Source organism: Acinetobacter lwoffii, assembly GCF_024129115.1.
Lineage (GTDB): Bacteria > Pseudomonadota > Gammaproteobacteria > Pseudomonadales > Moraxellaceae > Acinetobacter > Acinetobacter lwoffii_T.
On the sequence record NZ_JAMXXO010000015.1, the window covers coordinates 60,980 to 80,407 of the forward strand.

15 protein-coding genes and 1 pseudogene are annotated in these 19,428 nt (G+C 43.5%); 11 read left to right on the forward strand and 5 right to left on the reverse strand.

What is annotated here, in order from left to right:
* Positions 1-57: 57 nt before the first annotated feature.
* Positions 58-1,839, reverse strand: coding sequence for an acyl-CoA dehydrogenase C-terminal domain-containing protein (locus tag NI470_RS11460; protein WP_253148405.1), 1,782 nt, complete (start codon positions 1,837-1,839; stop codon positions 58-60).
* A 499-nt stretch (positions 1,840-2,338) separates the two neighbouring features.
* Here NI470_RS11460 and NI470_RS11465 point away from each other — a divergent pair, with 499 nt between their 5' ends.
* Positions 2,339-2,944 carry a TetR/AcrR family transcriptional regulator gene (locus NI470_RS11465; RefSeq protein ID WP_004280405.1) on the forward strand — a complete coding sequence of 202 codons (606 nt, stop codon included), beginning with the start codon at positions 2,339-2,341 and terminating at the stop codon, positions 2,942-2,944.
* Between the two features lie 93 nt (positions 2,945-3,037).
* Here NI470_RS11465 and NI470_RS11470 read toward each other — a convergent pair whose 3' ends face one another.
* From NI470_RS11470 to cysK, 4 genes are all read right to left on the reverse strand, one after another.
* Complete coding sequence (locus tag NI470_RS11470; RefSeq protein WP_004647056.1) at positions 3,038-3,232, reverse strand: heavy-metal-associated domain-containing protein; 195 nt, start codon at positions 3,230-3,232, stop codon at positions 3,038-3,040.
* A 49-nt stretch (positions 3,233-3,281) separates the two neighbouring features.
* Positions 3,282-3,689, reverse strand: coding sequence for a Cu(I)-responsive transcriptional regulator (gene cueR / locus NI470_RS11475; protein ID WP_026055776.1), 408 nt, complete (start codon positions 3,687-3,689; stop codon positions 3,282-3,284).
* Positions 3,689-6,388 carry a heavy metal translocating P-type ATPase gene (locus tag NI470_RS11480; RefSeq protein WP_253148404.1) on the reverse strand — a complete coding sequence of 900 codons (2,700 nt, stop codon included), beginning with the start codon at positions 6,386-6,388 and terminating at the stop codon, positions 3,689-3,691. Before NI470_RS11480 ends, cueR begins: the two co-directional genes overlap by 1 nt.
* Positions 6,389-6,599: 211 nt before the next feature.
* A complete protein-coding gene (cysK, locus tag NI470_RS11485) occupies positions 6,600-7,598 on the reverse strand; it encodes a cysteine synthase A (RefSeq protein ID WP_253148403.1) in 999 nt (332 codons plus the stop codon).
* A 281-nt stretch (positions 7,599-7,879) separates the two neighbouring features.
* Here cysK and NI470_RS11490 point away from each other — a divergent pair, with 281 nt between their 5' ends.
* From NI470_RS11490 to NI470_RS11535, 10 genes and pseudogenes are all read left to right on the forward strand, one after another.
* Positions 7,880-8,197 carry an ArsR/SmtB family transcription factor gene (locus NI470_RS11490; RefSeq protein ID WP_004647061.1) on the forward strand — a complete coding sequence of 106 codons (318 nt, stop codon included), beginning with the start codon at positions 7,880-7,882 and terminating at the stop codon, positions 8,195-8,197.
* 214 nt (positions 8,198-8,411) lie between these two features.
* The gene (locus NI470_RS11495) at positions 8,412-10,160 is read left to right on the forward strand and encodes a SulP family inorganic anion transporter (protein WP_253148402.1); all 1,749 of its coding nucleotides are present in this window, start codon (positions 8,412-8,414) and stop codon (positions 10,158-10,160) included.
* A 327-nt stretch (positions 10,161-10,487) separates the two neighbouring features.
* Positions 10,488-11,684: a serine/threonine transporter SstT gene (gene sstT / locus NI470_RS11500; RefSeq protein ID WP_247143760.1), complete on the forward strand. Its 1,197-nt coding sequence runs from the start codon at positions 10,488-10,490 to the stop codon at positions 11,682-11,684.
* Positions 11,685-11,726: 42 nt separating this feature from the next.
* Positions 11,727-12,401, forward strand: a complete 675-nt coding sequence (locus tag NI470_RS11505) for a YoaK family protein (protein WP_004647063.1) — start codon at positions 11,727-11,729, stop codon at positions 12,399-12,401.
* Between the two features lie 15 nt (positions 12,402-12,416).
* A complete protein-coding gene (locus NI470_RS11510; RefSeq protein ID WP_253148401.1) occupies positions 12,417-12,953 on the forward strand; it encodes a DUF2058 domain-containing protein in 537 nt (178 codons plus the stop codon).
* 165 nt (positions 12,954-13,118) lie between these two features.
* On the forward strand, positions 13,119-14,393 hold the full coding sequence (locus tag NI470_RS11515) for a mechanosensitive ion channel family protein (protein WP_005266301.1): 1,275 nt from the start codon (positions 13,119-13,121) through the stop codon (positions 14,391-14,393).
* 226 nt (positions 14,394-14,619) lie between these two features.
* The gene (locus NI470_RS11520; protein WP_224216627.1) at positions 14,620-16,473 is read left to right on the forward strand and encodes an ABC transporter ATP-binding protein; all 1,854 of its coding nucleotides are present in this window, start codon (positions 14,620-14,622) and stop codon (positions 16,471-16,473) included.
* A gap of 459 nt (positions 16,474-16,932) precedes the next feature.
* Positions 16,933-17,961, forward strand: coding sequence for an AraC family transcriptional regulator (locus tag NI470_RS11525; RefSeq protein ID WP_253148400.1), 1,029 nt, complete (start codon positions 16,933-16,935; stop codon positions 17,959-17,961).
* Between the two features lie 82 nt (positions 17,962-18,043).
* Positions 18,044-18,418, forward strand: a complete 375-nt coding sequence (gene gcvH / locus NI470_RS11530; RefSeq protein ID WP_004280423.1) for a glycine cleavage system protein GcvH — start codon at positions 18,044-18,046, stop codon at positions 18,416-18,418.
* Between the two features lie 239 nt (positions 18,419-18,657).
* Positions 18,658-19,362, forward strand: a pseudogene (locus NI470_RS11535) (MFS transporter); the annotation flags it as partial.
* Positions 19,363-19,428: the final 66 nt, after the last annotated feature.

Here is a 19,428-nt window from a genome sequence, read left to right on the forward strand (position 1 = left end):
TTATCAACCCTACATAGCCAAAGCGCTGTAGGGCTGGTCCTTCGCAATCATTGCGGGTTAAGCCTGTGCGGTAAAATAGTCTTCAGGCAACTGCATCACCAGTTCCGCACCGGCTTGAATACGTTGGATTCGTGCACTCAAATCCGGAAGTATTTTGGCCACATAATAGTTGGCCAGTACCAGTTTGTTCTGGAAGTAGCTGTCGTCTTTGGCTGCAGCGGCTTTGCTAATCCGCGCATACATATACACGAAACTTAGTAGCCCAACCGCATGTAAATAATCGACAGCAATCGCGTTGGCAAAATCAGGGTTCAGTTTAGACTGCTCGACGATGAATTTGGTGATATCTTCAAGTTGCTGGAAGGCTTCTAATGTCGCCGTTTTAATCGTCAATGAATCATCTAAATTTTGGGCAAATTCACGGATTTCAGCAATATATTCCGCGATATAAGTCCCATTACATTTGGTGGTTTTACGCCCAATCAGGTCAATCGCCTGCACGCCATTGGTGCCTTCATAAATCTGTGAAATACGCAGGTCACGAATACACTGTTCCATGCCCCATTCACGGATATAGCCATGACCACCGAAGCACATTTGCGCTTCCAGTGCAGAATCCAGTGCCTTGTCGGTCAAATAAGCTTTGGCGATTGGCGTTAACAGCGCCACACGGTCAGTCGCTTTACGCACCGCTTCAGGGTCGGTTGAGTATTTGGTAATATCCAGTTGTTGACCTACATACACCGCAAACGCACGTGAAGCTTCATTGTTAGCACGTACATTGAGCAGCATACGGCGTACATCGCCATGGACTAGAATTGAATCGGCTGGTTTTTCTGGAGATTTTGCACCAGTTGATGCACGGCCCTGTAAACGGTCCGTCGCATATTGTGCCGCATTCTGGTAGGCAAATTCTGCTGCACCAATGCCCTGAATTCCCATAGACAAACGTTCGTAGTTCATCATCACGAACATGCCGGCCAGACCTTCATTTTCATTGCCAACCATATAGCCCTTGGCGCCGTCAAAGTTCATGACGCAGGTCGCCGAGCCTTTAATTCCCATTTTATGTTCGATTGAACCGGCAGATACTGCATTACGCTCACCCAGTGATCCATCTGCATTGACCAGGAATTTCGGCACAATAAATAATGAAATACCACGTGAACCTGCTGGTGCATACGGTGTTTTCGCCAGTACCAGATGAATGATGTTTTCACTCAGATCATGCTCACCGCTGGTAATAAAAATTTTGGTGCCGGTAATATTGTACGAACCATCTTCATTTGGTTCAGCTTTGGTCTTGATAATGCCAAGATCTGTGCCGGAATGTGGTTCAGTCAGACACATGGTGCCTGACCATTCACCCGTATAGAATTTTGGTAAATAAGTTTCTTTCTGTTCCTGTGAGGCGCGGTCATTGATCGCCATACCTGCACCCACAGTGAGTAGTGGATAAAGCATAAAAGATGGGTTGGTGCTCCAGATCATTTCATCCGCCAGAACCGTGAGCATCTTCGGCATGTTTTGTCCGCCCCATTCTTCAGGCGCACCCAAGCCTACCCAGCCACCTTCAGCAAACTGTCTGAAAGCTTCTTTAAAACCTTTGGGTGTTGTCACCACACCATTGTTAAACTGAGCACCACCTTCTTCATCAGCAGGACGATTCAGGTCAAGAATGACATTTTTAGAAAATTTGGCCATCTCTTCCAGAATTGCATTTGCCGTCGCCATATCTAAATGTGCAAGATTTTCATTACCTTGCCAAAATTGTTCCGCTTGGAATACATCATTTAAAATAAATTCCATGTCTTTTAGCGGCGCATTATAAATCGGCATTTTTAAATTCCTTAAAGGGTGATACTCAATCCTGTTGCTAAATATTTTCTAATTTTCATTAGGATCCAGACAGGCCATTTTAAAATCGTGATATCCAATTCTTGCAGTATTAAATCTAAATCTAGATTCATAAATTTGCCTTGTAAATCACGTCTTCATGTTCAGTATGAGTGACTGAATATGCCAGCTTAATATTGATCGTTTTCCTGTGCTAAACCCTGATGAATATGGGCTTAAAACAGTCGAAGGATTTAGCTTCGTGCGCTGAAACAATAAAATAATTATACTGAAAATGGAATTTTATTTAGCAAAGTTGATCTCTAGGGTTCAGTTTTCTTGACAATATTTCTGTCTGCTTAGCATCGCTATTTTTATTTGTCAGCAGTTGCTGCATAAATATACAAAATGAGATAAATATCACGACCTTAGTTTTATAGCCATCGCGTGCAAAATTGCATATTCTTGAAAGGTTCTTTTTCGAAAAGTATGGACCAAGAAGATGACGACTGTAAGACAGCAGAACTTCCTTCTTCGTAAAGAGAAGATCCTGAGCATGGCGGAAAGCCTGCTACTGGATAATAATCAGGACATTACCCTGAGTGAGCTGGCCAGTGAACTGGACATCGCAAAAGGAACCATCTACAAACATTTTAAAAGCAAGAACCAGTTATATTTAGAACTGATTATTCTGAATGAAAAAAGAATTCTAGAAATATCAAAAAAGCATAATAACGATATTAAAAATTATGTTTCACAATATATGCTTTATCACATGCTCAATTCAAACCGAACCATCCTGTTGCATGTCATTGAAGAGCGTTTAACCAATAACGAAAAAAATCTGAAAGAGTTATTTCAGGAGCTTTATCGTATTCGTGAAGAACGGATTATCCGGATTAAAGACATCACCCATGATTATCTGGTGGCTTTAGAAAGTGCCATGTCGATTCGCGATTATTTGTCTTATATCTGGACAGTCACCTATGGCGCTTCGCTGTTATTAAATTCGACCAATTACCAAAAAGCGATTGGATCACGCGAACGTTTGATTAAGCTGTATATTAATCAGGCGCTGATGACGCCAGATAAAATCTCATCGGTATGATCACTAGAATAAAAAATGCCTGATTCAATCAGGCATTTTTTATTTGGCTGTATGAGTGCATAAGATCACTTTCGCAATCTAACTCGACAATGATCAGGCTGCCACAGGCGGGAAACCATCTTCGGTTAAAGCTGCCACAATCTCAGACTCATTGACTGTCGATTCAACTTCAACTAGCTTAGTCGCCACATCAATATTCACAGTGGCATTTTCATCCAGATCTTTAATCGTAGCCGTGACACTGCGCGCGCAGCCACCACAAGTCATATTTTCAATACGGAATTTCATGTTTAGCTCCATAGGATCGGTTTAAAAATTGATGTGAATACAGCGCATGTCAGTGCTGTTCAGTTCCGACACCCTGTTCAATCTGTTTTAAAATCTGGCAATCAGACTGTTCATTGCCGGCACACTGCTCAACCGATTGCTGTAAAATTAATAGCATATGCTGCATATCGGCAATTTTCTGTTGTAAAAACTGGATATGTTTTTGTGCCAGCTGTTTGACCTCACTACTCTGGCGTGAGCTGTTCAGCCACAGGCCGAGTAACTCTTTCATCTGCTCTGAAGAAAATCCAAGTTCACGTGCATGCTGAATAAAACTTAATGTTTTAATGTCCGCATCACTATAAATCCGATAACCTGTATCACTGCGTTTCGGAGCCGGCAACAAGCCGATTTCTTCATAATATCGGATCATTTTTGCAGAGATGCCGGACCGTTTTGCGGCCTGACCAATATTCATCATACTAACTCCTTAAACTGCACCGGTTGATAAGCTTTTAATCTCAAGGCATTACTAACCACAAACACAGAGGATAGTGCCATCGCGCCTGCGGCAAACATTGGTGATAACAGAATGCCCCAAAACGGATACAGTACACCTGCGGCAATCGGAATTAAGGCAATATTATAGACAAAGGCCCAAAACAGGTTCTGTTTGATATTGCGCATGGTCGCCTGACTCAAGCCGATGCCTGTCGCCACATGCTGTAAATTGCCTGACATCAACACCACATCGGCTGCTTCAATCGCGACATCAGTGCCGGTACCAATCGCCATACCGACATCGGCCTGTGCCAGTGCCGGCGCATCATTGATTCCATCCCCGACAAAAGTGAGCACGCCGTATTGCTGCTGGAGTTGTCGTACGGCATCGACTTTTTCATGCGGCAAGACTTCCGCAATCACCTGATCGATTTTCAGCTGTTTGGCAATCGCCTGCGCAGTATGCTGATTATCACCCGTAATCATCGCTACTTTGAGGCCTTGTTCATGCAAGGCCTGAATCGCGCTATAAGTAGTCGGTTTAATCGGGTCAGCGACAGCAATAATCGCAGCCAGCTTTTGATTAATCGCTACATATAAAGGACTGCTGCCCTGATCACCGAGCTTTTGTGCAGTGGCTCTAAACAGATCGACATTTAAGCCCAAGTCCTGCATCAGACGCTCCGCACCAATATGCAGCTGCTGACCGGACACCTGTGCTTTGACCCCAGCACCGGTAATCGAATCAAAATCCGTCACTTCACTCAGTTGCAGTTCTTGCTCACGGGCAGCCTGAACAATAGCGTGGGCAATCGGATGTTCAGATTTAGCCTCCACTGAAGCGACTAGCTGTAATACCTCTTGCTGATTAAAATCTGCTGTAACTTCAAAGTCGGTCAGAAGCGGTTTTCCTTCAGTCAAGGTTCCAGTTTTATCCAGCGCGACGACTTTGGTTTGCTGCAATAACTGCAATGCTTCGCCCTTACGGAATAGCACGCCCAGTTCTGCTGCACGGCCAGTTCCGACCATAATTGAGGTAGGAGTCGCCAGTCCCATCGCACATGGACAGGCAATAATCAGTACGGCGACTGCATTTACCAAGGCGTAGGTCAGATTCGGCTCAGGCCCAAACAGGAACCAGACCATAAAGGTCAGGGCCGCCAGTGCCATAACAGCCGGCACAAACCATAAAGTCACTTTATCGACCACCGCCTGAATTGGCAGTTTTGAGCCTTGTGCCTGTTCTACCATCTGAATAATCTGCGCCAGTACCGAATCTTGGCCGACCTTAGTCGCCTTGATTTGCAAGGTTCCGTTCTGGTTTACCGTACCGCCGACCACCTGATCACCGGCCTGTTTGGCCACGGGTAAAGGCTCACCGCTAATCATCGCTTCATCAATATAACTTTGTCCGGCAACGACTTCACCATCGACAGCGACTTTTTCACCCGGACGGATTTCAATCAACATTCCTTGTTGCACATCGGAAATTGCCAGATCAACCCAGTGATCATTTTGTTGTACTCGGGCTGTTTTCGGTTGCAAGCCGATCAGATACTGAATCGCTTCTGAGGTTTTCCCTTTGGCTTTGGCTTCCAGATAGCGCCCCAGTAAAATCAGCGCGACAATGACGGCGGCCGCTTCAAAATACACATGCACGGTGGACTGCGGTAACAACTGCGGAAAAAAGGTCGCAATACAGGAAAAGCCATAGGCGGCAATGGTTCCAACGGCCACCAGCGAGTTCATATCCGGTGCCAGACGTAATAATGCAGGAATCCCATGCTGATAAAAACGCCGTCCCGGAATAATCAGTACCAAAGTGGTCAGCACAAACTGCAGATACCAGCTGTTCTGGGTTCCCAGCGTATGTGCAATAAAATGATGAAAAGCCGGAATCAGGTGTGAGCCCATTTCCAGAATAAATACAGGTGCTGTCAGAATGACGGCAAGCCATAAATCTCGTTTCAGTTGTGCCGTTTCATTGGCTTTCTTTTCCTGAAAAGCACCATGGCTATCTGCCGACATATCCGTAGCGGATTTTACTGTGGCCTGATAACCGGCTTTCTCCACGGCAGCAATCAAGGCCGGAATCTGGGAATGTGAGGCTTTCACCCAGGCAGTTTCGGTGGCCAGATTGACCTGTGCTTCGCTGAGACCTTCTACTTTCAATAAAGCTTTTTCAACCCGTGCCACACATGAAGCGCAAGTCATACCTTCAATCGTCAGTTCAATCCGGTTGCTCTGAATATCAAAACCGGCTTTTTGCACTGCCTGAGTTAGTTTAAACAATGGCACAGAATTGATCGCACTCACATGCGCCCTTTCAGTGGCCAGATTCACTTGTGCATCCAGTACGCCTTCCACTTTTTTTAGGGCTTTTTCTACGCGAGCCACACAGGATGCACAGGTCATGCCTTCAATATTTAAATCAAACTGTTGCGTCGGTACATCAAAACCGGATTTTTCAATTGCTTGAACCAGCGCAGCGGCAGCAATTGGCTGCTGGCTTTTAATAAAAGCTTTTTCAGTCGATAGATTGACAGATGCCTCGACCACGCCTTCAATTTTTTTCAAGGCTTTTTCTACCCGAGCTACACAGGAGGCGCAGGTCATACCGCCAATCTGCACCTGCTGTTCATATAACCGGTTGCTGTCTTGTTCTGCCATGCCCATCTCCACACCTCAACTCATTGTTGATGTTATAGCTTAAACATTCCCATCATGGTAAGGTCAAGTCCTTCATCTGACTATTTTAAAAATAATGCAGCGTCCTGCTGCGATTTAAAAATGCAGCGTCCTGCTGCGATTTAAAATCACCCAATAAAAAGCCCGAAGATGACTTCAGGCTTGTATGGCAGTATTTAAAATATAAAATGCATCAATGTTATTCGGCAGAAATATCTTCAAACAAGATCGAAGACAGGTAACGTTCACCACCGTCTGGCAAAATCACCACAATATTTTTACCGGCATTTTCAGGGCGAGCCGCCAATTGTGCCGCTGCTGCCATAGCCGCGCCACTTGAAATGCCGACCAGGATACCTTCCTGAGCTGCTGTTTTACGTGCCCATTCGACTGCATCTGCGCTATTAATGGCGATTACTTCATCAACGAGGTCTAGGTCCAGATTGCCCGGAATGAAGTTGGCACCAATCCCCTGAATTTTGTGTGGTCCAGGTGTAATGTCTTCACCGCGTTTGGCCTGACCAATAATTGCAGACTCAGCAGGTTCCACCGCCACTGAATATAAAGGCTTATTTTTTACCTTTTCAAAGTAGCGTGAAATACCGGTAATGGTTCCACCTGTTCCAACACCTGCGACCAGAATATCGACATTTCCCGCAGTCGCTTCCCAGATTTCTGGACCCGTGGTTTCTTCATGAATTTTAGGGTTAGCAGGATTTTCAAACTGTTGTGGTAGATAGTACAGTTCAGGATTTTCATTGACTAGACGTTGTGCTTCTTCAATCGCGCCTTTCATGCCTTTGGCCGGATCAGTCAGTACCAGATTGGCACCCAATGCTTTCACCACCTTACGGCGTTCAATACTCATGCTTGAAGGCATGGTCAAAGTAATGTCATAACCTTTGGCTGCCGCAACAAAAGCCAATGCAATACCGGTATTGCCGCTGGTTGGCTCGACAATATGCATACCGGATTTGAGTTTGCCAGATTTTTCAGCATCATTAATCAACGCTGCACCAATACGACACTTGACTGAAAATGCCGGATTACGGCTTTCAATTTTCGCAAGTACCGTGACCGGAGCGGAAATCACACGATTAATACGAACAAGCGGTGTATTTCCAATCGCGTCTGCATTATTACTATAAACCGCTATACCTAAATTATTCGGTGTTGGAAAAGCTGAATCTGTACTCATGATGATATCCCTGATGTTATTGGTTTAAGTCGCTTAAACATCATACAAGCATTTTTTTGCTTTGTAGATGTTTGATGAAACTTGCACTTCATTGCACGAATGTGAACTAAAATACTTTCTGCACTATGCAATAAATTTATCTTATCTATCAATATTTAAAATATAATTTTAATTGATAATTCAATTCATTAAAAACCATAAAACTTAACTGTTTTTAGCAAGGTATTACGGGCTAAGACCCGTATAATTAGCGGGCTGTAACTTTATAATGGACATATTGAATGAAAACCGATTTTGAAATCACGACTATGCGCGATTCAGCAGAACAGGTCGTCGGCATTTTAAAATCTCTGGCCAATACCGACCGTCTTCTCATTTTATGTCATCTGTCTCAAGCGGAACTGAATGTTTCAGAAATTGAGGAAATAACTGAGATTAAACAGCCGACTCTTTCCCAACAGCTCATGATGCTGCGTAAAAGCGATGTGGTAGATACCCGACGCGATGGCAAACAGATTTATTATTCAATTAAAGATCAAAATTTGATTGTGGTCTTAAATACCCTTTATCGATTGTATTGCGGCAATCCAGCTAAATAAAGAATCTTTCTTTTTTCAGTCATCAAGATGAATTTCTTTAAACTCTTATTGATGTCGTTTTAAATCATTAAGATCACGATCATAAGTTTTCGAATGATACGTGACTGACCCAGATGATTCATTTTAAACATGAATCATCAAGAAGCTAGATCAGCTAAGACTTCTTAGCAGAATTTGTGCATAATATATCTATATTTGTGATTTAGACCTTTTTATGCCAAATTCCAAGTCTAAACTTCTGCATAAACTGCCTGCCTGGGCATGGTTAAGCCCCTACACGCCGGTCAAATTTAAATCCGATGTGTTGGCTGCCCTGATTGTGGTGGCAATGCTGGTGCCTCAAGGGATGGCCTATGCCATGCTGGCAGGATTGCCGCCGATCATGGGTTTATATGCGAGCATCCTGCCGATGATCATTTATGCCCTGCTCGGTGGGAGTTCGACTTTATCGATTGGCCCCGTGGCCATCATTTCCATGATGACTTTTGCTACGCTCAATCCACTTTTTGAAGTCGGCTCACCGGTCTATATCGAAGCTGCGACCTTATTGGCACTGATGGTCGGGATTATTTCCCTGCTTTTGGGATTATTCCGTTTTGGTTTTCTGATCCAGTTGATCAGTCATCCCGTGATTCAAAGCTTTATTATTGCCTCTGCCTTATTGATTGCGTTTGGGCAGTTAAAGTTTTTGGTTGATCTTCCTTTAAAAGCCAATAACCTTCCGGAGTTTGTCAGCAGTTTGCTGCAATATTTCCCGCTGCTGCACGTGCCGAGCCTGATTTTCGGCCTGTTCTCTATCGGTCTGCTGATCTATCTGCCCAAGTTATTAAAATCTCAGGCGGTACAAAGCCGGATCGGCTCTACAGATTTTCTGGTACGTGCAGTGCCGCTGATTCTGGTGTGTCTGGGGATTGCGGCGATTGTCTTTCTGGATTTAAAGCTTCAGGGCATTAAAACGGTCGGTGCAATTCCTTCCGGTTTTCCGCCCTTGTCCTTTCCACACTGGAACTGGGAACTGGTGATGACCTTGTTACCGGGTGCCAGCATGATCGCCATGATCAGTTTTGTGGAGTCACTATCGATTGCTCAAGCCACGGCATTACAGCAACGCAGTCATTTAAACAGTAATCAGGAACTGATCGCACTCGGTCTGGCCAATATCAGTGCGGGCGTGAGTTCAGCTTTTCCTGTGACGGGCAGTCTGTCAAGAACTGTGGTGAACGCCGATGCCGGTGCTAAATCACCTATGGCTGGTGTTTTATCCTCGATTCTGATTATTTTCGTGAGTCTGTTCTTTACCGGATTTTTTGAAGATCTGCCGCTGACCATTCTGGCCGCGACGATTATTGTTTCCATCTGGAAGCTGGTTAATTTTCAGCCATTTTTTGATGCCTGGCGCTATTCCAAGGCAGATGGCCTTGCCATGTGGATTACCTTTCTGGGCGTGGTTCTTATTGATATTTCGACCGGTTTGATCATTGGGATCGTATCGACATTTGTGCTGATGTTATGGCGAATCAGCCGACCGCATATTGCGGTTGTCGGTCTAGTGGAAGGAACCCAGCATTTTCGCAATATTCAGCGGCATCAGGTCAGTACCTCAAACCGGGTGCTGTCACTGCGGATTGATGAGAATCTGACGTTTCTGAATGCCAATAGCTTCAAAGGTTATCTGATCAATGAGATCAGCCTGAATGACCAGCTACAACATGTGATCATCAACTGTTCCAGCATCAGTGCGATTGATCTGAGTGCCTTGGAAATGCTGGAAGATTTAAATACGGAACTGGCCAAACTGGATATTCGCCTGCATTTTGCCGAAGTCAAAGGTCCGGTCATGGACAAGCTGCAAGCTTCTAAATTGATGACGCATCTGAGCGGGCGCATTTATCTGACCCATTTTCAGGCGATTCAGGATCTGGCGCCAGAGATCTTTGAGCAGCATAAAGATTATATGATTTAAGACAGCAGATACTGGAACTTATGGCCGGAAATTCCAACCGGTCATAAGTTCTAACTTTTTAAATTTTCAAATATAATTTGAATTTATCTATTTAACTTTGATATTTATTTCATGAATACAATTTTAAAATCGGTGATTTATTCATCATTTTAAGAAGTTTTTCTTCAATATAAGCACTATTTTAAACCAATATATTTTATAATAAATCAATAATATCAATATCTTGGTTTTTATATAAAAATATATTTTAAGCCTTGTTTAAATTAAGTATAAAATAGCGCAACTTTTTCCCAAATTTAGCCCTCGTAATTTTCACAAGGCAACCTTATGTTTTCTGCCCTTATGCGCATGAGCTTAGTCTCTCGAATCATCATCGCCATTATTTTAGGTGTGGGTGTGGCTGTGGTATTTCCCGAAGCTACTCCCTCATTAAGCCTATTGGGCGACCTGTTTATTAAAGCCTTGAAGTCTGTTGCACCGATTCTGGTTTTCATTTTAGTTTTAGCTTCTATCGCGAATTTTAAGGTGGGTCAATCCAACACCCCCATCAAACCGATTATGATCATGTATGCAGTGGGTATGTTCCTTGCTGCACTGAGCGCCGTGGTTGCGAGTATCTTATTTCCAAGTACGCTGTTTCTGGATATCGCTGCACAAGCTGACTTACAGCCACCTGGCAGTCTGGTAGAAATCCTGAAGAATTTACTGCTCAGTTTTGTTACCAATCCGGTCGTTGCGATTGCTGAAGCAAACTTTATTGGCATTCTGGCCTGGGCAGTGGCCTTGGGTATTGCCTTCCGTCATGCATCTGATAGTACCAAAACGCTTTTAAATGATGCGGCCTTTGCGGTTAATTATGTGATCCGTCTGGTGATCAATTTCGCGCCTGTGGGTATTTTTGGTCTGGTGGCAGTCACTTTTGCTGAATCTGGTCTGGACACGCTGACGAGCTATGTACATTTGTTGACTGTATTGTTAGGCACAATGGTGTTTGTTGCACTGGTCATCAATCCGTTGCTTGTTGCTGCCGTTACTCGCAAAAATCCTTATCCACTGGTGTTCACCTGCTTACGTGAAAGTGGCATTACCGCCTTCTTTACCCGTAGTTCAGCAGCCAACATTCCGGTCAATCTGGACTTGGCGAAACGTCTGGGTGTTAAAGAATCGACTTCAAGCATTGCCATCCCTCTGGGAGCGACCATCAATATGGGTGGTGCATCAGTGACTATTACGGTTCTCGCCTTGGCAGCAGTCAATACCTTGGGCATTAGCGTGGACTTTAGTACCATGCTGATTCTTTCTGTGGTGGCAACCGTCTCGGCATGTGGTGCTTCTGGTGTTGCAGGCGGTTCATTGTTACTGATTCCAGTTGCATGCGGCCTGTTCGGGATCTCTTCGGATATCGCCATGCAAGTCGTTGCGATTGGTATGGTCATCAGCGTATTGCAGGACTCTACTGAAACCGCGCTAAACTCATCGACTGATGTTTTATTTACTGCAGCAGTAGACCGCGCATCAAATTGATTTTATATTGATTAATCAATATATTTAGCCAATGATGTTGTTATGCCATTACAGCGTTTACCTACCTGGGTACAATTAGGGGCGTTTTTTCTTGCGGTCAATGCCGGCATGATTAACGTCCTGGGGCTGGTGACGGTACTGCACCAGTCTGTTTCACATATGACCGGTAATGTCAGCATGCTGGCCATGGCCCTGCTAAACTGGCAACCAGAACAGATGTTGTATCTCTTTTTGGTCACACTCTGCTATGTCATTGGTTCATCCTATAGCGGGCTCATTCTTGGAAATAGTCACTTTCGCCTAGGGCAGCTTTATGGTTACCCTTTAAGCCTGGTGGCTATTTTTATTTTGATCTGCTGGTTATTATTGCCCTATTTCCCGCGCTATGCCTTGTTATGGGCCTGTGTTGCCATGGGTGTGCAAAATGCCATGGTCAGCCATTATAAAGGTGCCATCATTCGCACTACGCATTTATCTGGCGTACTGACAGACCTCGGCTTGGCGATGGGCTACCGTTTGCGCGGTTTAGAAGTAGAATCACGACGCGTGGTTTTGCATCTGCTTATTTTGCTCGGTTTTTTAAGCGGTGGCATTCTTGCCAGCTGGCTATATCCTTATTTAAAATTAAATGCATTCCTGATCCCGGCAGTGCTGAGTCTGGTTCTCAGTCTCACGTATTGGGTGATTTATTTACGTTATCGACATCAACACGACTAATATCTGGACATTCTCATGGTTAAAAATGCATTGCAGGCACAATTGTTAAAGGCAGGATTGGTCGACAATAAAAAAGCCAAAAAACTGTCTAAACAGGCTGTGCATGAAAAACGCACCGGTGACAGTACCGAGGCTGAAATCAAGGCCAAGATTGAACAAGACAAACAGCAAAAAATGGCCAAAGATCAGGCGATTGAGCAAGAGAAAAAAGCAGCTTTGCAGGAAAAAGAGCTGAAAGCCGCAATCATGCAAATGATTAACCAACATAAAATCCGTGATACTGACGGCGATGCGGTGTATCAGTTTATTGATGACAGTAAAGTCAAAAAAGTCTATTTAAACCAGCAAATCTATAATGCGCTGGTCGCAGGTAGTCTGGTGATTGCACGTGAAAATGACAGCTATGCTTTCTTACCTAAAGCTCTGGCAGATCGTATCAATGCGAAAATGCAGGGCTTTATCATTGTGAATAATTCAGAGAAAAATGAAGAAACCACCGATGAAGAAGATCCATATGCTGCTTATGTTATTCCTGATGATTTGATGTGGTAAGAATCGCGTTATCATTACTGAAATCTTGAAGATCAGAAACCGGCGAATTCGCCGGTTTTTTAGTTGTAGGCACTTTTATTGAATGATTTGCACCAATAGATATGTTTTAAAAAGTTATCCAATATTAAAAAATCTGATCCAAAACTATAAACTTGATCTAAATTTTTGATTGAAGAGAAAGATCGTTTGGAACAGTTTAATTTTATTCGGAATATTCAAGAATGGGCAAATCAGTACCCATGGCTGGAAATGCTATCTTCACTGAGTATTGTGATTTTACTGGCGATTCTTGCCAATCTATTTGCCAAACAGATTGTGGTACGCGGAATACGTCAACTGATTTCCAGAATGCCTTTTGCCAATAATCAGATTTTTGCTGAGCATAGCGTGATTCGCCGGATTGCCAATATTGTTCCGGCAGTGGTGATCATGAACGGGATTACCACAGTACCGCATTTATCTGACAAGGTTGAATCCTTTGTGCAAATGGGGGCACAGGCTTTTATTTTCCTGACGATTGCCCTGGCTCTTGGTGAATTACTGAATATTTTTAACCTGGTCTATCAGCGTAATCCCAAGTCACGTAACAAACCGATTAAAGGTTATTTGCAGCTGGTCAAGCTGATTATCTTTATTGTCTGTGGCCTGATGATTCTCGGCACTTTCCTGAAAAAGGATGTCTTTACCTTGCTGGCTGGCTTCGGTGCCATGGCCGCGGTGTTGATGCTGGTCTTTCAAAATACCATTTTGTCGCTGGTGGCGTCGGTTCAGATTTCATCCTATGACATGGTGCGTATTGGCGACTGGATCGAAATGCCCTCGCTGAACGCGGATGGCGATGTCATTGATATGTCATTACATACCATTACGGTACAGAACTTTGATAAAACAGTGACCACGATTCCGACCAATAAACTGGTGACGGATACCTTTAAAAACTGGCGTGGTATGCAGGAAGCCGGTGCGCGCCGGATCAAGCGCTCGATTCATATTGATCAAAGCAGCGTACATTTTATGTCGGCTGAAGAACAGAATAAGCTGAAAAATTTTATTTTGCTGGATCAATACCTGAATACCAAATCAGAGGAACTGGAACAATTTAACCTGCAACTGAGCCATCATTCGCAATATAACCAGCGCCGTCTTACCAATTTAGGAACCTTTCGTGCTTATGTAGAGTTTTATCTGCAACAGCATTCGGGCATTAGTAAAAATCATTCCCTGATGGTGCGCCAATTGCAGCCAACCAGTGAGGGTTTACCGCTAGAGATTTATGCCTTTACCAATACCACCGCCTGGGTGGAGTATGAAAATATCCAGTCTGATATCATGGATCATCTGCTGGCGATTATTCCGGAATTTGGTTTAAAAGTGTATCAAGCGCCTTCAGGTCTTGATTTAAAGGAAGCATTTACTCAACCGTCTTCTATTATTACTTAAACACAAGTCATCCAATCTCAAGCCTGAGGTGCTGCTGCATTTCAGGCTTTTTTATTTCCTCATCTATTTAAAACCTGACTGGCATAAATCTGGCTTTAGTTTAATTTTTATAATCCAAGTTTTAATTGAGTGAATCATTTTGTGGCAATTTCACCCAATTACGGGCTTAAAAAAACAGAATCCTTTATAATTCCCGAAAAGCAAAATGCATGATAAGAGTACGATAATGTTTCGATGGCTTGAAAGACTGGTTGACCCCTATCCCACCAAAAATCTGAACCAACCTTTACCGACCAAGTTTTTTCCATTTGTCTGGCAGGCAGCCTATGGAGTCCGCCGTTATTTGCTGATTCTGGTACTGTGTACTGCCGGTGCTGCCAGCTTCGAAGCTTTTCTGTATTCAAAAATTGGTGAGCTGGTGAACTGGCTCAGTAAAAGCCAGCCCGATACTTTTCTGGAACAGCATGCTAGCAATTTAACCTTACTGAGTATTGTTCTTCTGGCCAATATTTTTTTCGCTAGCGCCCAATCCCTAATTAAGCATCAGATTTTGTATAGCAATTTCCCGATGCGTTTACGCTGGCGCTTTCATAATCTGCTCATGAAACAAAGCCTGGATTTTTTCCACAATGATTTTGCCGGACGATTATCGGCCAAAGTTATGCAAACCGCTCTGGCAGTACGCGAATTCTGGGTCATTCTGGGTGACATGCTGGCTTATGTGCTGATTTATTTCATCACCATCAATATTGTCTTAGGTGCAATTTCACCTTTGCTGATCATTCCATTGATGGTCTGGCTAGCCTTGTTTATCTGTGCAGCGTGTTACTTCATTCCGCGTTTGAGCAAAATTTCCAATGCTCAAGCGGATGCCCGTGCCGTCATGACCGGGCGTATTACGGATGCCTATACCAATATTCAGACCGTGAAGCTGTTTGCTCATGCCGGCCGTGAAAGTCAGTATGCCAAGACCTCAATGCAGGAATTTATGGTAACGGTATATAAACAGATGCGTCTGGGTGCGCAATACGAAATCAGTATTTTACTGCTGAGTGTAGTGTTATATGGCGGCGTACTGGGTACCGCGATCTGGCTGTGGATGGAAGGTCAAGCCGAGCTAGGCATTATTGCCGCAACTACGGCAATGGTACTGAAACTGAACAGTATCGCCGAATTTATGATGTGGCAGACCTCAGCCCTGTTTGAAAATGTCGGTACCATTCAGGATGGTATGAAAACGTTAGGCCGCAAAATTGCCATTGAAGATAAACCGGGTGCCAAAGAGCTACAGCTCAATCACGGTGAAATTAAATTTGAAAATGTCAGCTTTGCCTATAATGATAAAAACGTGATTGATCAGTTTAATCTGACCATTCGCCCAGGTGAAAAAATTGGTATTGTCGGCCGTTCAGGTGCAGGGAAATCTACCCTGATTCAACTGTTGCTGCATTTTTATCATATTAACCAGGGTCGTATCTTGATTGATGGTCAGGATATTGACGATGTGACTCAGGACAGTTTGCGCAAGAATATTGCATTAGTGACTCAAGATACTTCACTGCTACATCGCACTGTCGCGGAAAACATTAAATATGGTCGTCCAGATGCGACTGATGAAGAAATGTTTGAAGCTGTGCGTAAAGCCAAAGCAGAAGAATTTATTCCTAATCTGACGGATTTGCGTGGCAAAAAAGGCTATGAAGCCTATGTCGGTGAACGTGGCGTGAAACTTTCCGGCGGACAGCGTCAGCGAATTGCAATTGCACGTGTATTCCTGAAAGATGCTCCAATTCTAATTCTGGATGAAGCGACCAGTGCACTGGATTCTGAAGTCGAAGCCGCTATTCAAAACAGTCTAGACGACTTGATGCAAGGTAAAACCGTGATTGCGATTGCGCATCGCCTGTCTACTATTGCCCAGATGGATCGTCTGATTGTGCTGGATCAAGGTCGAATCGCCGAGCAAGGCACGCATGATGAACTGGTGGCATTAAATGGTATCTATGCCCAGCTTTGGCAGCGTCAAACTGGCGGCATGCTGATCGAGCAACAAATCAAAGCATCAAAAGATCATGAATAATATGATCTCTAGAAGATTTCAAAACTTCTGATGATTTGCTCGTCCTTAATATTGAACAGGTCTGGAAAAAGGAAAACTTTGCCCAGACCTTTCTTTGTAAAATTTTCTCTACAGATGAACAGCAAGTTGCCATCTATCTGGTATCTTATGAAATGACATCTCTCTCTAGTTCTGAAAGCTCTCTGAAGAAGTCCTGTTCAATGATTAATAAAACTAGACCAATCGTCCTGTCCTGAGCAAACAGATGCTGGGATACGACTTATTCAATAAAATAATTTTAATTTCATCAATAAAATTATGCGGTTTAAATTGATTTTAATGCTGAATTCAGGCTAATCTGCCAGTGGCAGAGTCACAATCGCCAAAATTTTGTCCAACAATTTTAATGAAAAATTTGGCGGCTTCATGCCAATATCTATTTATAAATAAAAAAATTTGAATGAGTGCAACGGATCGCGCATGAAAACAATTGCTCCACGCCAAGACCAAGGAATTCCAGGTGTTTACGGTCTCCTGCTTCTCGATGTCATTTCCCGCTGGGGTTATAACAATGAATCGCTTTTCCAACCTTTTAGCCTGACCAGTGAACAGTTGGCAGATCCTGATTTTCGTATTCCAACCCCTGTCGCCAACGAACTGGTCAAATATGCCCTGAAACTGACCGGAGAGCCGACCTTGGGTTATCATCTCGGCACACAGATGCGGATCTCGATTCATGGCTTTATTGGCTATGCGATTATGACGGCGAATAATATTACCGATGCGCTGGTCTTGGCGAATCGATTTATTCAACTTCGCTTACCCTTCCTGCAACTATTTTTCTCGACCTTTGGTGCCAAAGCCACGGTACAGCTGCAAACCGATATTCAGCTTGAACCTCTGCGCACCGAAATTTCAATTGCTTTAATGATTGGTCTGATCAGTATGGCCAAAGCGATTACCGGCGTTAACGATGCAACGGGAGAAATCGACTTCGATTTTAAGAAGCCGGAAGGTTTTGAACGCTTTATGGCAAAGTTCCCTACTCATCAGTTCCGCTTTGAACAGCCGCATTTAATTCTGAGTTTTGATAAAAGCTACCTGATGAACAAGCTGGTGCATGCCGATCCGATTGCCAGCCAGATTGCGATTAACCAGTGTGAAACGGAACTTTCTGCCTTGGGTGAACGGCATCGGATTGCCATGCGTGTCCGGGATATATTGACCCATGCTGAGCAACACTATCTCAGTATTGAAAGTGTGGCAGATCGCTTGCACATGTCTGACCGCACCTTAAAACGTCAACTCGCCGCCGAAGGCACCTCCTTTTCTACCCTGGTCGATGAAGTGCGTTACCGGCATGCCACCTCATTATTGTCTCGGACAGATTTCACTCTGGAACAGATTGCCGATGAACTGGGTTATAGTGATGTCGCCAATTTTAGCAGAGCATTTAAACGCTGGAGTGGTCGCAGCCCGAGCAACTGGCGCAAAGATCCTTATTTATAAGGAAGTATAAGCCTTTTGTTTTGCTTAAAAAGAATGTATAAAACATGTCAAAAATGATCTTAAGATTTTTAAGGAGTTATCAATGAATCATCCTGCAGAATTAAAGTACGCAAGTACACATGAATGGGTGCGCATTGAGGGTGATCTTGTTGTGACCGGTATTTCCGACCATGCACAGGATGCGTTAGGCGATTTAGTCTATGTAGAAGCACCAGATCTTGATTCACATATTACTGCGGGCGAACAAGCTGGCGTGGTTGAATCAGTAAAAACAGCTTCCGATATTCATGCACCAGTGTCTGGTGTAGTGGTTGAAATCAATCCTGATCTTGAAGATGATCCAGATTTCATTAATGATGACCCATATGGCAAAGGCTGGATCTATAAAATCAAGCCAGACAATATGGCAGATGTCGAAAAGCTGCTTTCCAATACAGAATATGAAGCTGGCCTCTAAGCCATTTTAACTTTAAAAAATCAGCCTCCGGGCTGATTTTTTTATTAAAGATCAAGCGTTGCATTTCCTAGTTTAAATTAAATTTCATGCATTTATCATGAAATATCATTGTATTTTTCACTTATTTTTCTTAAAGTCTTGCTCATATCTCCTTCGCTCCTAGATAGCTCGCGCTTATTTATAACAATAATTTCCCATGCTGAGCCCAGCGTCTTACAGCATATCATTTTAGGAAAATCATGAACGCCATTGCAGCGCCACTATGGACCAAGTCATTTGTGCTTTGTTTGGCCAACAACCTATTTTTATTTATTTTCTATTTTGCACAAACCACAATTTTGCCAATATACATCTTAAAAGAATTAGGCGGCAACCTGACTCAGGCAGGTCTGGCCATGACCTTGTTTATGGTCTCTGCCATTGCAGTGCGACCTTTTAGCGGTTTAATTATCGAAAAATTCGGGGTACGTAGAACCCTGATTATTTCAGAAGTGTTTTTTAGCCTGTTTTCACTTACTTATCTGCTGGCAGATCAGCTCACGATTCTGTTTATCATCCGTTTCTTCCATGGCATCTGGTTCAGTATATTGACTACAGTTTGCGTGCCTGTGGTGAACCAATTTATTCCGGAGCAGCGTAAAGGTGAAGGCATGGGCTATTTTGTCATGTCGGTTAATCTGGGGATTGTTTTAGGTCCATTTATAGGCTTGAGCCTGATTGAACACTGGTCTTATTTTCAGGTCAGTATGCTATTGATCGTCTTGGTTTTTATCGGATTTGCCTTCTGTTTTTTGATTCCGGTCAAAGAACCTGAAAAAATCATCAAAAATACCAATAAGAAAACCTCGCTTGAGCTGACAGATTTTGTGGAAAAGAAAGTGCTGCCTGTCGCAGTATTGGCCATGCTGATTTCTTTTTCTGGTGGTGTTTTAAAAAGTATGCTGACATTAAATGAAGCCATTATTGATGTAAAAGAAGGTTAAGTCGAAGGCTTTAAAATGGTTTTCAAG

Excerpts from the sequence above, each read along its gene's own strand:
- NI470_RS11480 (WP_253148404.1), bottom strand. The coding sequence starts at position 6,388 with ATGGGCATGGCAGAACAAGACAGCAACCGGTTATATGAACAGCAGGTG.
- sstT (WP_247143760.1), top strand. The coding sequence starts at position 10,488 with ATGTTTTCTGCCCTTATGCGCATGAGCTTAGTCTCTCGAATCATCATC.
- gcvH (WP_004280423.1), top strand. The coding sequence starts at position 18,044 with ATGAATCATCCTGCAGAATTAAAGTACGCAAGTACACATGAATGGGTG.
- NI470_RS11520 (WP_224216627.1), top strand. The coding sequence starts at position 14,620 with ATGTTTCGATGGCTTGAAAGACTGGTTGACCCCTATCCCACCAAAAAT.
- NI470_RS11525 (WP_253148400.1), top strand. The coding sequence starts at position 16,933 with ATGAAAACAATTGCTCCACGCCAAGACCAAGGAATTCCAGGTGTTTAC.
- cueR (WP_026055776.1), bottom strand. The coding sequence starts at position 3,689 with ATGAATATTGGTCAGGCCGCAAAACGGTCCGGCATCTCTGCAAAAATG.
- NI470_RS11495 (WP_253148402.1), top strand. The coding sequence starts at position 8,412 with ATGCCAAATTCCAAGTCTAAACTTCTGCATAAACTGCCTGCCTGGGCA.
- NI470_RS11465 (WP_004280405.1), top strand. The coding sequence starts at position 2,339 with ATGACGACTGTAAGACAGCAGAACTTCCTTCTTCGTAAAGAGAAGATC.
- NI470_RS11510 (WP_253148401.1), top strand. The coding sequence starts at position 12,417 with ATGGTTAAAAATGCATTGCAGGCACAATTGTTAAAGGCAGGATTGGTC.
- NI470_RS11490 (WP_004647061.1), top strand. The coding sequence starts at position 7,880 with ATGAAAACCGATTTTGAAATCACGACTATGCGCGATTCAGCAGAACAG.
- NI470_RS11460 (WP_253148405.1), bottom strand. The coding sequence starts at position 1,839 with ATGCCGATTTATAATGCGCCGCTAAAAGACATGGAATTTATTTTAAAT.
- NI470_RS11470 (WP_004647056.1), bottom strand. The coding sequence starts at position 3,232 with ATGAAATTCCGTATTGAAAATATGACTTGTGGTGGCTGCGCGCGCAGT.
- cysK (WP_253148403.1), bottom strand. The coding sequence starts at position 7,598 with ATGAGTACAGATTCAGCTTTTCCAACACCGAATAATTTAGGTATAGCG.
- NI470_RS11505 (WP_004647063.1), top strand. The coding sequence starts at position 11,727 with ATGCCATTACAGCGTTTACCTACCTGGGTACAATTAGGGGCGTTTTTT.